Here is a 15941-nt window from a genome sequence, read left to right as displayed (position 1 = left end):
ACTTTTCTAAATAGATGGCCGTTTTGATCCCAACTTTATTCTATGCCATCTTTTTCGTCATGGATAAAATTTATAGTAACACTTTTTTGACCATTAGGATGGTATATAGTTAAAAGCCATGTAGTTTACCTTTCAAAAAAGTACAATCTGCAATTTTATACCATGTATTTTTTTTATAGTATCTTTAGCTCAAGCAGTATATTTATTTTAAATACTAATATAAAAATAATAGAATTTTTAATTTTAGTTATATTATGTTAACTATAAGTTAACGCTAATATTAGTCACACTTAATGAGGGTAATTAAATATTTAATTTTTATGTCAGAAATAATGTAAATTTCTATTAGATTAATTTAGAATAGAAGTATTGTTTTGATTTTTTAAACTTTAATTTTATTTAAATCAATAAGTTAAATCTTTAAATTGGAGCGGAAAACGAGATTCTCATCAGTTATCTATCCTATTAATTATTCAAGATATTTTAGTAAATTACCAATTTTATTGTACAATATGATGTACAAGTTAAACTACTTTGAAAATCAAATTGATATGCTGTTATTTATTGTACTCTATATAGATTTAAGAGTGAATATCATGTCATTTTTTAATGTACACAAACCTTTTAAAAGCCTTTTCAAGATAAGTCCTTTACCCTTTAATATCTTTTCCTTTAAGCCCTTTTAGTTTTTGGAGCCTTTTCTCTCTATAAATGTTTAATTGGACTTAGTTGTACTAAAATCTATATATGATTTTGTATTTTAGTTTATAATTAAACCCAATAATGGAGTCTATCTGGCTCTCAGTAAGTGGAGATATATTACTTACTGTTATACTAAAATTATATTAGGGAAGTTACAGAATGTATTATAAAGCTAATGACAGCCACTTCCAGTTGTTTTGGGATGAATCAAATTCTGCTACAGGATTATCTAGTAATACAGGCAGTAGTATAGGTGATAAACTCTCTTCTTTGGCTAGCAGTGCAAAATCCTTAGATCCCTTTTCTACGCTTACTACTGCGTTAAGTGGTGGTCTAAAAGATACTCTTTCTAATGCTAACGTTGAAACCGCTTTAGATAAATTACAAGTCTTATCCTTTATGGGTACCGAAGGTATCTCTTCACCTTATGCGTTTGAAGTGGTGTTAGTCAATAAGCATGTACGCTTTGATATCACCCAGTTATTAAGTAAGTCTGTGTTTTTAGCTTTTACGCCTGAAGGTAAGTCTGGCTCTGGTATTCATGGAGTTGTTCAATCCGTTAAGCGTGGTGCTGTTGGGCAGCATTATGCGACATTTTCTATGGTGATTACGCCACGTTTTTCTAATCTAATGAGAAGAGTGAATCAGCGTAAATTTGTGGGTAAAACGACGCCTGAGATTATTAAAGTTATTTTAGAAGAACACGGTATTATGGAGAATGCTGAATCAGGCTTTGCGTATCAATTTAAAGACGCCAGTATGTATCCTGTACGAGACTTTTGTGTGCAATATGATGAATCCGACTATCATTTTGTATCGCGTCTTTGCCAAGAGGAAGGAATAGCTTATCACTTCCAACATTCTGCTAATGCCCATAAGATGGTTTTTACCGATGCCATGCCTTTTTTCCCTAGTGTGGCTGAAGCCGTTAAGTTTATGAATGATACGGGAATGGTGGCGGATACTCAGGCTTTAAAATATTTTGATGTGTCTTTAGCCTCTAAAACCCAAACAGCGGCTTGGCGTGATTATAACTTTACTAATATGAAGATCCCTGAAGGCACAAGTGAGGGTAAACAAAGTCAAAAAGGTAATTCAGCCACAGAACCTAACCTAGAGTTTTATGATTATCCTTCCACTGGGATGGATAAAGCGAGAAATGAGCAACTCGCTAAAGTACAAATAGAACGTTTACGCGTAGAGCATTTAACAGCAGAAGGCTATAGTGATATACCTACCTTACATAGTGGTTATTATATTAGTATAGAAGATCATCCTAGTTTAGATACCCTAGATGCTACTAAACCTTGGCTTATTACTCAAATTAAACATAAAGCATACCAACCACAGGTATTAGAGGCTTTTGGTGGAGAAGCCAGCGCCACTAATACTACCCTACCCAGCCAACTGGATAAATACCTTGATCCCAATACTAGCTTAGAGTTGGAATTCCCTGCTCAAAATCAACAACAGGGTTACTTCAATGTATTTAATGCCATACCCCAAGAAGTGCCCTTTAGACCACAACATACCCATCCAAAACCAAAAGTACTGGGTAGTCAAACAGCCATTGTCACAGGCGCAGCAGGTGAAGAAATCTACTGTGATGAATATGGTCGCGTGAAGGTTCAGTTCCATTGGGATCGTGAAGGTACTATGGATGAAAACTCTTCCCATTGGATTAGAGTAGCCAGTAACTGGGCACATGATGGTTATGGTACGGTAGTAATACCTAGAGTGGGTATGGAAGTCATGGTAGATTTCCTAGAAGGAGATCCAGATCAACCCCTAATCAAAGGCGCAGTTCATAATGGGGTTAACAAAGTCCCTTACGATCTTCCTGCAAATAAAACCAGAAGTGTCTTCAAAACAAGTTCATCAAAAGGTGGTGTAGGTTCTAATGAGTTAAGAATAGAAGACAAAGCGGGTCAAGAACAAATCTTTGTGCAAAGCCAAAAAGACTTTGATCAACTCACAAAAAATAACCACACAGTACAAGTAAACAATAACAGCCATCTACAAGTTAATAACGAACACTCAGAAACCATTAAAAAGAACAGATACACCAAAAACGAGAGTGAAGAACATCATTTAACTCAATTAGACAGAAAAACCCAACTACTAGCCAATGATCACACAACCATTGGTATAAGCCAACATACTACTATTGGTACAGTACAAACTATCGAAGCAGGCCAGGAAATTCATCTTAAGGCAGGTATGAATCTAGTTATAGATGGTGGCTTGAGCTTAACACTCAAAGCAGGCGGACAGCATATAGTATTAAACCCAATGGGTATTTGGATGACTACTCCGCAATGGACTGGGGGTGTTCCTATGATTGGTACTCCTGCTGCACCTTTGTTACCACTAAATCAGGATAAAGCCGTTGAAGTAACTTCTGCGCCTGTAGTAAGCCATAAAATAACACAGGCTCAGCAACAGCATACTCCTATTATTCTGCTATGTGGCAAGAAACAAGGTGGTACCTCTGCTGATTGTCCATTAACTGATTGTCCTTGTCGTAAAAAAGAACAGGGAGCAATGGCATGACCCAATATTTATTATTAGATCAACAAAATGGCGCATTAGAAAAAGTCTTTAGTGGTAAATTCCAAAAACCACAAGTAGATTATTTATTTAAAGATACAGAGCTTGCAGATTATAAAGAGCAAAGTCCTTTATTAATTGAGGATAACACTGCTACTAGTAATTATCGTTCTTTTTTAGAAAAAAATGCAGGTCTTATAGTGACTAGCAGTTTTCCAAAAAAATCAGTAATACAACAACTTAAGTATATACTTATAGTTTATGTAACAACTGAACATAAAGGATTATTTCGTTACTATGATCCTTACATAGCCAGTTATTTTTTTACCAGTTTGAGTGAGCAAGAGGCTGCTCAATGGTTAGGACCTATTAGTCGCATTGAATGGTACAACATTACTTGGCGTAATAGAGTTTTTGAGTCTGATAAATGGCAGTTTTGGGATAATAAATTGGTTAATGATTGGCAAAGCAACCAACAGAAAACACAGCCAACGCCCATTTTAGGAAAAAACCAACACCTTGCATTACAAGATATGCAGGAAGAAAAATTTGCCTATCATTGGCAACAAAACTTAACAGAAAATACCAATAATGCTGGTATAGACCAAGTTATTTTATGGGTTAAACAAGGTATACAGGATGGTTTTAATACTGAGGTTAATTTAAAGCAATATCTAGCTATCAGAGCAAAATACCCAACTAAAAATAAGCCAGAAGAATGGCCAACGGATAATTTAGAGCATCGATTAATTTACTTAGAACATTATTTTGCATAAGTCAGCAAATAATATAGTAAAAGCTTAAATGAATTAAAAATGGAAGTGCAATAATGAATGATAAAGTTAATGGTTACTGTACAGAAATAGCTTGTGATACACCTAGTTTTATAATCCAAGTAATGGGTAAAGATCACCCAGAAGAACAAAAGCTATTTGTAATGGATGATCAAGGTAATAAGTATTATCCTGATAACAAAGAACTATTAGAAGAGGTAAATCCCACGCGTACAACCTATGCTAAAGGTAAACTACTTAGTACCCTTTATATGTGGAGTTGGGAAAATCTTAAAGATAAAAGTGGTTTAGGGGCTTATTTAGAAATTACTAATACTAAAGGTACTCCAATTACTTTTGCATTGCATATGGATGTAGTTCAAACGCCAAAGCAGTATGATAAACAAATTAATCAAATAGTTCCTATCATTGCTTGTACTCAACTGCATAATGTTGACAATAGCACAGTAAGTATTCCTAACTCAGGCGCTCCTGTGTTAGCAAGAGAAGGATATCTTTATATGTTTAGCCCAGGTAAACTCTGGCGTGAAATAAAAATAGAACAAGAGGAAGGTACACTGTACCCAATTTATAAAGATGTTGCCTTATCAGATACACAATATTACGACAATCAGGAGCTTATTTTTAAGGCAGATGAGCGAGAGGCATCAGGTGCACCGTTAAAAGAGATTTGGGTGCCAAGTGTTTACAATAATGATGATGTATCAAGTGAAATTAGCTTTTTTTATTCAGAAGTTCAATTAAGTGCCGTACGGATAAACTTATTATTAATTGCTGGTGATAGTGTAAAGCATCCACAAAGAACTGTGTCGTTAGCGCAAGACTGGGCAACAGTAACAAAAGATTTATTAAAAGGTAAAGAATTACTAGAAGCATCGGCATTAACCTATATTAGGCCACGTTTTGGTAATTATGCAGGGGCTGTACAACGTAGTCATGCAGACCTACCCAGAGTACGTACTACAATACAAAAAATTCAAAGCACAGCTTTCCCTGCCACAGAGATGGCACCTCAACGGGGAAGAGATCATCTATTTGAAAACTTATTAGATTTCCCCAGTAAATATATTTATGACGAATCAAATAGCTATCTAACAGATGCTATAGCTTTTTCCAGAGAGTTTCTAGACCAAGCCAAAGAAGGTAATGAACTACCTAATGGCAAAATATTAGAGTTAGGAGCATTACAATATACCCTAGAACAACGTACTCAAATCAAAGCAATGGTGGCCCAACTGCTTAGTACACAGTCAATTTTTAACTCTTCAATGGTACCTTATTCTCCTACAGTGAATACAACAAATTCGTCAGTGTCAAATGAAAATCAAAATGAACAGGAAAAGCCTGAATCAGTTGGCTACTTTATGAGTTCAATCAATAAAGTAATAGGCGAAGTACAACGAGAAAATCCTGCCGTATTTAATGATAAAAAAGACAACTCAATATGGGATGCTCCATCTGCACAACCTTTTATTAATGCTTTACAAGATGCCCAAGATCGTAAAATATACTGCGTATGTGTAGATGATAGTCACTATCGTATACGTCATTCAGTGCAAGCAGCTAGTCGTAGTCAAGAAGTAATGGGTAAAATGACAGCCGATATAGCACAACGTCAGTATTTTGATAGTGCATTACTCATACAACAAGTAGTATCTCCAAGAAAAATCAATGATAAAGACAATACCCATAGCAGTGCACTAAATAAATTAGATGCAGAAGGTGAGAAAAAATTAGCTTATCATAGTGGAGTTCTTGAAAGAGCGGTAATTGCCGCACGTTATGATGAAGTTACGCGCCATTTACTGACCTCATTTCAATCATCCTATCAGCTCAATATATGGGCAGACCACTTAAGCTTAAATAGCAAAGAACATTACGCGGCAGCTTATTGTTTTCTAGCTACTACATTGGGTATGTTAGGAACACCAACGCCAGAAATTGACCCCTACATGAGTCCAGACCATCGTATCTATTATGGTAAAAGACATATAGCCATGTTTACTAAAGATGCTAAGGCAAATTTTAGTTTTCTAAGAGCAGTAATAGAAAATCCACAAATGACATTACATAAAATGTTATTTGCCCCCTTAAATAGAGATGATCTGGCAGATGCAAAACAACAAGTAGCGGCCACTCCAAACTATGGATTAGGTTGGGCTAGACCAGATTTGCTAGCAGAGTGTATAGAAAGTGGTAATATTCCACAGGATAAACAAAATACTATAGATACAGCAACTATTGTACTAATCTATGGCAGTGAAGCTTCTGCAGGACAAACAGGAACTAGCAACACAGATACAACAATTGCAGTAGCAAAAGGCCTAATAGGCGCTGTTAGTAATGCAGCTAATATTCTTGATGGTTTATTTGTTAAAGCATTTAAAGAACTTGATGCACTAAATAAAACGTTAAATAATATCACCCCACAATTTAATACTGCATTAGCCAGATACACCTCAGCACAACAAAACTATGATCAAAAATTACAAGAGGTTCAGAGTCGACAGCAATCAGTAGCTAATCAACAAGTTGATATACAACAACAGGAACAGCAAACAACTACTAGAAAAGCTGAGTTAGACGGACCAATAAATGATCAGAAACAGCAAATAACAGAACTAAATCGACAAATTTATCGTCAAGAAATCAGTATTTATGCACAAAAACAATGGTTAGCTATTCAAAATATATCAGAGCTAATTGGCGAAGCATCAGCAAATACACGTAATACTACTCAAGCATTCGCTGCTAGAATACGTCTGTTTGATGGTCAAGGTACAATACCAGTATGGCGTGCGTTATTATTCGAAAACCAACGAAATATTCTTGGTGGTATGTTAAAAGATGCCTATATAGCGCCATTCAAACGCTATATAGATGGCTCTATGGTTGACGGTGTGCTAGTGAGAATGCCATTAAAAGGGTTACATTTTGATGACTTAAAAACCCTTGGCGGAATAGTGCCAGATGGACAAGGGGGAGTAAATGCAGGTACTACTCGTTCTTCTGTAGGCGGTGTATCAGCAGATATTATGCCTGAATATGAGGGTGTTATTTTTGCCCGTAAAGGCAGCGAATTAGAACGTCTTATCTCTGAACTAAATGAAGGTGACACAAGCACCCCCATTGTTTCTAGTTTAAATCGTGATGAGCAAAGACAAGCAATCGAGCAGGAAAGAATAAGACTAGAACGTGCAAGACAGCAAAATCTGGCAGATCAACAACAAATTAGAACTAGCCAAACTGAATATGGTCGAGCGCTAGCCGAAGAACAACGAATCCGTGCTGAATTGGCTGCAGAAATTAGCAAAGGCAGTGGTGCTAACCAAGCAGAAATAGCAAGATTAAATGATGCTTTAAAACAAGCTGAGCAAAATAGACTTTATCAAGAACACCTTGTTAATAATCCAGTTGAACGGCTAAGAATTTCTGAACAACATTTAAGGGTATTAGATGCAGAAAAAGCGTTGGCAGAAGCAAAAACAAGAGTGTTGGAAACACAACAAAGCACAGATCGGGTAGCTATTAGACATGCTGAAGAGGACTTAGATGTTAAACGAGGCCAATTAACAACGGCTCAAGCAGAATTACAAACAGCTATTAATGCAAAAAAGGCACTAAGCGATGTATTAGCAGGAGAAAAAGCTATTTATGATCGATATCTAAACGATATGAGTATTGTTAGTCGAGATATTATGCAACAACAACAAAATATGCGCCAGGTAGTGGAGCATCGCCTTTACCGTATTGCTAATACAGGCTATTTTAAAGCGGCTATTGTAGGGTTTCAGGTTTATAATTTTGCTAGAGCTATAGAGTATAGTGATGGAGATATTAGAGGAAGGACTGGTATAATTGCTGGATTTATTGATCTAGGTTTTGCAATAGAAGATTATGTAGCCTTTTTGGCTAAACAAAATATTAATGAAACAGGGTTACGTAAAGTAATTTGGAATATAGATACTAATAAAGTTCCAAGAATCTTTGGCGCTAAATCTCCTTTTGCTTTAGGCTCGGCTATTTCCCGTTTAGCGGTTGCACAATCTATATTAGGTGTAGTTGCTTTAGGCAATAGTCTCTATGATGTAATGACTACTGCCCATCGGCGTGAAGATAGCCTAGTACGGTTTGCTCGTTGGCTAATGGTCGCTTCCAGTGCGCTTGCTATCATTGCCCCTTATTTTGCGGGGGCTACTTTCTTACTATTAACCCCCATGATGTGGGCAGCACTTATTATTGGCTTAATAGCAGCAGGGTTAATTTATCTATTCCAAGATACTCAACTAGAAAGTTGGCTAAAAAATGGCCCCTTTAGTGCCAGTGGTACGTCAATGACTCATCTGCTGGATCCTACTGAAGCTTATTATCGTTTAATAGGTTTATTTGCAGGCATTAATATTGATATTTACCGTACTGATCGCACTGTTTCCACATATCAAACACGTTATGGCATGATGCGTCAAGTAGGTGTTTCTGATGATATTCGAGTGAATAATCATCTGGTTAGCTTATTAGGTGTGAAAGTGGATTACAAAATAGAATGCCGTTATGTAGGCAGAGCATTAGCCTTTGGGGTGGATGATAAAATAGAAAGGGTGGTAGAAACCCATGATACTCAATATGGTCGTCGTTTTATTACTGCCCCCCATTTAGTGGGCAATGGCGCACTTAGTGAACAACTTTGGACTAAGTTTAAAACCAAGGTACAACTAGCCGTTAATTATCAAGGTAAACGGTTTTATTTCCCAGCGCCTACAATCGAAAATAGTAATGTACGTTATACGGATGGGTCACGCTATAATACACCTGATTTTAACAATGGTAGTCAACCCTTTTGGCAAGAGAAAGAACGTTCATGAGTAATTATTACGCCCCTACTGCCTATAACTCGCAAGCTATCCCTGATCAACCAGTGGCTACTCAATGGTCAGGGTTAGAAAAATCAACTGCCACTCGCTTACCGTGGGGCAATACCCAGCCAGTGGCTTCACAAAATATGTTTGATATTCTGCCGCCCTCTCTGTTACGGCGTAATGTGGCGGATTGGCAAGAAGAAAAACAGCTACGGGCAAAGGGCAAGCCCGTCACGGGGCGTTTAGATTTAGGGGGTAATTTAACCGAGGAAGTATTTAGTTATGCACCATTGGCGATTCGTACCCGATTTTGGCTATATGCCCATGCTGCTGGTGAAACATTAACAAAATGGTTTCCAGCTATTTTGATTCCATGCTTTTTTACTTTTGTTTTAACAGAAAGAACTGGGGATATATTGGGACAATTTCTTTTTGTTTTATTTTTTTGGCTACCTTTCCCTATAATTTGGTTAATTAGTTATGCTGTAATGAATTGGTTACCTAATAGTTGGTGGTTAGCTACAGGTAGAAAGGGCATCGTATGGGAATTTAACCGTCGAACAGGCATGGTTACTGTTGTTAATCACCGTAAAGGGGATTTTAGCGCCCCTTTTTATGAATGGGATGCTTATTTAGGTATGGTACCTACCAATTCAGGAGTAATGTATTATAAACTCTCATTAATTCATCGTTACCAGCCCAAAAAGATTATTGATTTAAGCCATATTGCTCCCTTGGGACCAGATCAAGCTAACGCTTTAGCTGCATGGGATTGTTTGCAAAACTTTATGGATATTAGTCAACCGTTACCCAATATTCCTGCATGGGATTACTACCGCAAAAATGATCCTATGACTGTTAAACATGATCAACAGACGGGTCGAGACCCTAACTACTGGATGGGAATGAGCGATGAACACTTTCAACAACTTTGTAGTGACATGCGTTTACAAGCCCGCCAATTAAATACTATGGGGCGTCCTGATCTAATGAGTTATCACGTACAGGGCTTACCTCAAAGTAGTAATAATTAGCAGTTACAGTTAGGGATTATTGCCTATAAGGTTTACTATTATGGTGCACAATGAAGGATATAGAAGAGTTGAAGGCTGAAATTGAGTTACTAGAGGAAATATATTTAGAAGAGCAAAAAAATTGCGGCTTTGTAAGGATAAAGCCATACAACAAGAGTTAGCAGAGCATGAGCTAAGAAAAAAAACAATGACAGCAGAAGAACTTAAAAATTATCAAGTTGAAATAGAGAGAAAAGCTTTAGAATATGAAGAATTTATGATGGCTACTGAGGAATCTTTAATTAACGAGCAAATAAAAATACTAACAAATAAAAGTAATAAATAATCCCAATTTTAGCAACAGCAAAAATATGTATGAGTAATTACTATAGTACTACCGCCTATAACTCCCAAACCATCCCTGATCAATCAGCGGCTACCCAATGGTCAGGGTTAGAAAAATCAACCGCCACTCGCTTACCATGGGGCAATACCCAGCCAGTGGCTTCACAAAATATGTTTGATATTCTGCTACCCTCTCTGTTACGGCGTAATGTGGCGGATTGGCAAGAAGAAAAACAGCTACGGGCAAAGGGTGAGGCTATTACTGGTCGTTTAGATTTAGGGGGCGATTTAACTGAAGAAGTATTTAGTTATGCCCCTTTAGCGATTCGTACCCGTTTTTGGCTATATGCCCATGCTGCTGGTGAAACTCTTACTAAATGGTTTCCTATTCTTTTAGTACCATTCTTCTTTATTAGTTGGTTAGCTGCAGGTGGAGAATGGTCTGCTTTAGAATTATTACTTTTGACATTCTTGTGTTGGTTACCCTTTCTAATTATTTGGTTAATTAGTTATGCTGTAATGAATTGGTTGCCTACTAATTGGTGGTTAGCTACAGGTAGAAAGGGCATCGTATGGGAATTTAATCGTCGTACTGGCATGGTTACTATTGTTAATCACCGTAAAGGGGATTTTAGCGCCCCTTTTTATGAATGGGATGCTTATTTAGGTATGGTGCCTACCAATTCAGGAGTAATGTACTATAAACTCTCGTTAATTCATCGTTACCAGCCCAAAAAGATTATTGATTTAAGCCATATTGCCCCCTTAGGGCCAGATCAAGCTAATGCTTTAGCTGCATGGGATTGTTTGCAAAACTTTATGGATATTAGTCAACCGTTACCCGATATTCCTGCATGGGATTACTACCGCAAAAATGACCCTGTGACGGTTAAATACGATCAGCAAACAGGTCGAGACCCTAACTACTGGATGGGAATGAGTGATGAACACTTTCAACAACTTTGCAGTGACATGCGTTTACAAGCCCGTCAATTAGATACCATAGGTCGCCCTGATCTAATGAGCTACCATGTACAAGGCTTGCCGCAAAGTAGCAATAAATAACTAGTCACCATAAACTAAGGATAGTGGTAATAAATGATAAATAATAATAACTACTATACGACGACTACCTATAACTCCGAAGTGATACCCCCTCAAGCCAAGCCCCCAAAAAGGGGCTGGCTAAAGCAATTTGCACAAATTCTGCTGCCTTGGGGCTATACCGAACCTGTAGTGCCTAACTTATTTTTCAAGAGCATTCGCCAGACTATTTGCGTCGCAATGACTATGATCAAACACTACAAAAGCAAATAGAACAAGGCATTAAAGCAGGCACCTATAGCCTAGATCAAACAGGTAACGCCATAGACCAACAGGCTATTCGTTATGCGCCTATGGCTTTGCGTACCCATGTTATTGCTTTTAGTTATGGAGCGAGCAAGTTTTTAACTTTTTTTGTTGGTATTATTGGTTTCATTGCCGCCATAATGACCACTTATGCTCCAGGTATAGTATGTATTAATCATCTGATTTTGTTAACTAATTACTTTATAAAAACGCTTATAATTTATTTTTATTTTTCTTATAAGTTACTTGTTTTTTGTTTTCTCGCGTTTCAGCAGCTTTGTTTCGAACACGCTGCCATTTTAACCATGCTACTAAATTAGTTAATCCTAATATCTGCATTTGTTCAATAAAACGCTTACGCCAGTTTATAATAGTTCCTAAGCCTAATTTAAGTTTATGTTGATTAGAAAGGGTGTTTAAAATCTCTTCATTATTTTTGCCTTGACAAAGTTCTTTAATAAAAGGTACCCAAAAATCCTTGTGGCGTAGTCTATTAAGTGGAGTTTCTTTAAATATACTAAATTTATAAGCACATTTACCACATTCAAAATAAGGTCTATTTTTATGTACACCTTCTTTTTTATTTCTTAAATTGATTCGTTGTTTTATAAAGTGTCCACATTGGGAACAGGTTGCTGTTTGCTGGTTTATACGCTCTTTAACCCAATTGACAATAACTTTCTGCTCTTGGGTAATTTCGGCTGTTAGTGTGTGATCAGTATAATCATGATGCGGTTTCCACCACTGGTAAAGCTTAGGAAAAAGGTCTTGCATCATTTGGTTTAATCTTCTTTCTCTAACAATACAGGCATGTTGCGAAATATTCAGCCGCTGATGAATCTTTTTAATAGGTAACCCTACCAGTCGATACATAATAAAATCAGGCCATAACTCCATACGAGTCATACGTGCAAAGTAAGTCCCCGTCAATTGGCTAAATTCTTTTTTACAAAAATAACACTGAAAACGAGGTTCATCTACAACATTTCTAGTTGTTAATTGTTTAAAGCTACTGTATTCACAATGAGGACATTTAGTTGGAAACTGATAGGGAAAATAACGTACGTAATTTATGAGTGCGTCAGCATCGGCTAATAAATGTTGTGGAATGATTTTATAGTAATCAGGTTGTTGTTTATTGGTCATGGCTATTTAGCTGAGGTAAGAGGCTTATGCTTTATTGTAAGTTGTTTGAGTGCTTTAAAAGGATCAAGCGCTAATAACTGGGCAATATACATAAATTCCACAATATCTAGTCGTCTTTCACCGTTTTCTATTTTTGCTACAAATGATTGTGGCCTGCCTAAAGCCTCAGCTAATTGTACTTGTGTGATACCCTTAGCTATCCTTGCACTTCTCAACGTATTAATGATTAGTTGATATTCTTTAGTATAAATAGAACTCATATGGTTATCTCAAAAAAATCCTAAATTCGAATATCAACTATTTTCATAATTATCCCAAAATGGGATAATAGATTTATCTGTTATTTCATGTTGATAAATAGGATATAAATATGCTAGAGGAAGACTGGACACCTAATGAGATTATTCAAGCGCTTAATAAACGAGGTATAAAACTTTATGAATTATTAAGAACACATAAACTAAATCAAGGATTACAGTTTAAATATTCACAATTAGAAAGGGTGATTGCAGATGCGCTTAATATTTCTGTTACTGAGCTTTGGCCTTCTAGGTATTTATATAAGTAACACATAAATAAGGATATAAGGTGAAATTTTTATTATTAAATAACTCAATATAGCTATTAAAAATTTTGTATACACTGTATACAAAGTTAAAAGTCATCGATATTTATGCAAGATTTATTGTTTGTATGCTTAATAATAGGAAAGATATTATTAGTATATCCCTTGCAAGAGAATAATTAGATAAAAACCCTTATATATTGTTAATGCAACCATTGAAACAATTACTCAGATGATGACAAATACATAATTAACCTTTGAGTTTTAAAACTAAAAAACTGTGTACAGTGTACACAAAATTAAAATCCAAATAATTTGTACTAAATAAACAAAATATAGCAACAGTACTAAATAGCTACATCACTTTTAATAATGTAGCTATTTCATAGGTTATATATAAATATCAAGTATAAATTGTATTTAGAACTTGCTATCTCCCTAAATATTGTACAGTTACTTCTTCTCGCCCATGTCCTAACTCTTTAGTAAGTGTAAGCCTTGCTCGATGATCCAGTAGTTTTTCTTGTAGGGTATAGTCTTTACTGGTTTTCCCTCCACAAATAGGTGGTTCAGATCCTGTTATTTCTCTGTAGCGTTGTTGAGCATAGCTGTGTCTTAACCCATGTAGATTATTATAGCCTGCTTGTTTAACTTGGTTGTCGTAATGGTTCCTTTGTTGTATGTAACTTTTATGTGCTGGGATAAGTGAGTTATTGCCTACCAATTGTTTGATTTCATCTATTAAGGCTCTTTGTTGTTCGTTTCTAATAGGAATAGTTCTTGGCCTGCCACCCTTTGTCCATGAGGCTTTTAGTTGGATATAGTGATCTTGATCTGCATAAACAGGGTTAAATTTGATGCATTCTTCTCGTCTTAATCCAAAAGCTTGTTGCAGCTTTAAGCTATACTGTACATATTTATCAGTAATTAATTCACTTCGGCTATCCAGTTGCTGGCTTTTATTATTATTTACTGTTTTTTTGTAATCTCTTCTTGCAATACCCAATGCCTGATTCTCTTTGGGAATAAGTTGACTACGATTTAGTTTACTTAAAAGCCATCTTAATGCTGACATTCTGTTTTTTATTGTGGCTATAGAAAGTTGATTGATTTTATGCTGTTCGTTCCACTGATCTATCAATGCATTAATATGTTTACCTTTAATAGAATGAATAGTTAGTTGTCGGTAGTTAAGTGTTTTTAATTGGTCTGCGGCTTGTAATAATATTCGTAAACGGTCTTTTTGAGTGGTATAAGAACCATCTTTATTATGGTTACAGATGCCAATAATGCCATGTTTTAAATTTGCCATAGGTTTTGCCTCGTCATTTCTGGTACTTGATTCATAAAATTATCTTGGTACTTCACATTGTTATTCCGATGATTTAAAGGTTAGTGTTAATGGCAGTTCTACAGTGCATCACTACTGTGAAATCTTGTTCTTTAAACTAATAAAGAACAAGTAAAGCCAATGCAGGCTCGGAATAGCCTGTTGCCTCAAAAGGAGGACCCTATTGCTGTTCCTGTTGGAATCATGCAGACAATAGTTGCTACAGCAAAATCAAAAGATAAGTCATAGCCCATGCAATTTGGTTTTGCAGGGTTTGCACCCAAGTTTGTGACGAGTCCTAAAGGCGTAGCGAACCCTTAGGATAAATTGGATTTATAGCCAATCGTTATAACCCAATGCTGTGAAGGTGTTTTAGCTATTATTTTTGCTAAAAAGATTCTGGTAACAATTCATTGATCTTAAAAAACAAAAGATCAGAAATTGCTAGTTTGAAAGCTATGCCCCTACATCATTAATGTAGAACATAACATTTGATTTTATGTTGTACTTGTCTTCTGTTAATAACAACATAATGACAAATATTTATATTAAGTAACAGTAAACAACCCTAATGGCGTTAACTTGTTTGTATTTAAAAGAAACATACTATTACCGTTGATGGTAATCGTCAGTGCCTGCCGTATGCTTAACTGACTTTTGGGTTAACCTATCCATACATGGATACATAGCTTTTAAGGTTATAGCTATCTGGGCATGATGTTATCAACGATAACGATTCATACTCTTAATTTTATGTATTAACAAATAGATGTCAAGCGTTTATTGCAAGAGCTTTATATATCAAAATATTTCGATAAAATCAGATAAAAATAAGCCTATCACTGACCCATCACTTAAAATATTTCCCTATATCTGTTGATTACCAGTAAATATAAAATACTGTCACTGCGTAAAATAATTTTTCTAGTCTTCAAAAATAAAAAGAAGAAGCTAAATAAAAATGACCAATTTTTATTTAACTAGTCAAAACGTTATTTAATTTATATAGATTTATTGACGGCTATTGAATGGTTTATTCAAAGCTATATTCATTTTATTTTTTTATTTGGAGTATTTTATGAATAACAAAGAAGAACGCCGTCTTATTAAATTACCAACTGTAATGGAGTTAACGGGATTAGCTAGACCAACTATTTATCTTTATATAAAAAAGGATAAGTTTCCTCAATGTATTAAGGTAGGGAGTAGTAGTTTTTGGGAGTATAACGAAATTCAACAATGGATTGCAGACCAAATTAATAATCGAAATCAGCTTAATCGTTAGTTTTA

At 35.8% G+C, this 15941-nt stretch carries 11 protein-coding genes; 8 read left to right on the top strand and 3 right to left on the bottom strand.

Annotated elements, in window-relative coordinates:
* Positions 1–861 precede the first annotated feature (861 nt).
* The 6 genes from tssI to MTZ49_RS01860 all read left to right on the top strand — a co-directional run bounded on the left by tssI (position 862) and on the right by MTZ49_RS01860 (position 11325).
* Positions 862–3255 (top strand): type VI secretion system tip protein TssI/VgrG, encoded by a 2394-nt coding sequence (gene tssI / locus MTZ49_RS01885; protein WP_264746728.1) that lies wholly within the window; start codon positions 862–864, stop codon positions 3253–3255.
* Positions 3252–4028, top strand: coding sequence for a DUF4123 domain-containing protein (locus MTZ49_RS01880; RefSeq protein ID WP_264746727.1), 777 nt, complete (start codon positions 3252–3254; stop codon positions 4026–4028). The genes tssI and MTZ49_RS01880 overlap by 4 nt, the downstream gene beginning before the upstream one ends.
* Positions 4029–4081: 53 nt before the next feature.
* Positions 4082–8908 carry a hypothetical protein gene (locus tag MTZ49_RS01875; protein ID WP_264746726.1) on the top strand — a complete coding sequence of 1609 codons (4827 nt, stop codon included), beginning with the start codon at positions 4082–4084 and terminating at the stop codon, positions 8906–8908.
* Positions 8905–9936 (top strand): hypothetical protein, encoded by a 1032-nt coding sequence (locus MTZ49_RS01870; RefSeq protein WP_264746725.1) that lies wholly within the window; start codon positions 8905–8907, stop codon positions 9934–9936. The genes MTZ49_RS01875 and MTZ49_RS01870 overlap by 4 nt, the downstream gene beginning before the upstream one ends.
* A gap of 121 nt (positions 9937–10057) precedes the next feature.
* A complete protein-coding gene (locus MTZ49_RS01865; RefSeq protein WP_264746724.1) occupies positions 10058–10261 on the top strand; it encodes a hypothetical protein in 204 nt (67 codons plus the stop codon).
* Between the two features lie 29 nt (positions 10262–10290).
* Positions 10291–11325: a hypothetical protein gene (locus MTZ49_RS01860; RefSeq protein WP_264746723.1), complete on the top strand. Its 1035-nt coding sequence runs from the start codon at positions 10291–10293 to the stop codon at positions 11323–11325.
* A gap of 498 nt (positions 11326–11823) precedes the next feature.
* Here the strand turns inward: MTZ49_RS01860 and MTZ49_RS01855 are convergent, their stop codons facing one another.
* Together MTZ49_RS01855 and MTZ49_RS01850 are read right to left on the bottom strand one after the other, a co-directional pair.
* Positions 11824–12756 carry a hypothetical protein gene (locus MTZ49_RS01855; RefSeq protein WP_264746722.1) on the bottom strand — a complete coding sequence of 311 codons (933 nt, stop codon included), beginning with the start codon at positions 12754–12756 and terminating at the stop codon, positions 11824–11826.
* Between the two features lie 2 nt (positions 12757–12758).
* Complete coding sequence (locus MTZ49_RS01850) at positions 12759–13016, bottom strand: helix-turn-helix domain-containing protein (protein ID WP_264746721.1); 258 nt, start codon at positions 13014–13016, stop codon at positions 12759–12761.
* Between the two features lie 110 nt (positions 13017–13126).
* Between MTZ49_RS01850 and MTZ49_RS01845 the strand changes: the two genes are divergently transcribed.
* Positions 13127–13324, top strand: coding sequence for a helix-turn-helix domain-containing protein (locus MTZ49_RS01845; RefSeq protein WP_264746720.1), 198 nt, complete (start codon positions 13127–13129; stop codon positions 13322–13324).
* A gap of 427 nt (positions 13325–13751) precedes the next feature.
* On the opposite strand, the gene MTZ49_RS01840 is transcribed toward MTZ49_RS01845, so the two are convergent.
* Positions 13752–14633 carry a phage integrase N-terminal domain-containing protein gene (locus MTZ49_RS01840; RefSeq protein ID WP_264746719.1) on the bottom strand — a complete coding sequence of 294 codons (882 nt, stop codon included), beginning with the start codon at positions 14631–14633 and terminating at the stop codon, positions 13752–13754.
* 1096 nt (positions 14634–15729) lie between these two features.
* On the opposite strand from MTZ49_RS01840, the gene MTZ49_RS01835 reads away from it, so the two are divergent.
* On the top strand, positions 15730–15936 hold the full coding sequence (locus MTZ49_RS01835) for a helix-turn-helix transcriptional regulator (RefSeq protein WP_264746718.1): 207 nt from the start codon (positions 15730–15732) through the stop codon (positions 15934–15936).
* Positions 15937–15941: the final 5 nt, after the last annotated feature.

The sequence above is a fragment of the Entomomonas sp. E2T0 genome, assembly GCF_025985425.1.
Classification (GTDB): Bacteria; Pseudomonadota; Gammaproteobacteria; order Pseudomonadales; family Pseudomonadaceae; genus Entomomonas.
Note: the sequence above shows the minus strand (reverse complement) of the source record. Positions and strands in the feature narration are given on the sequence as shown.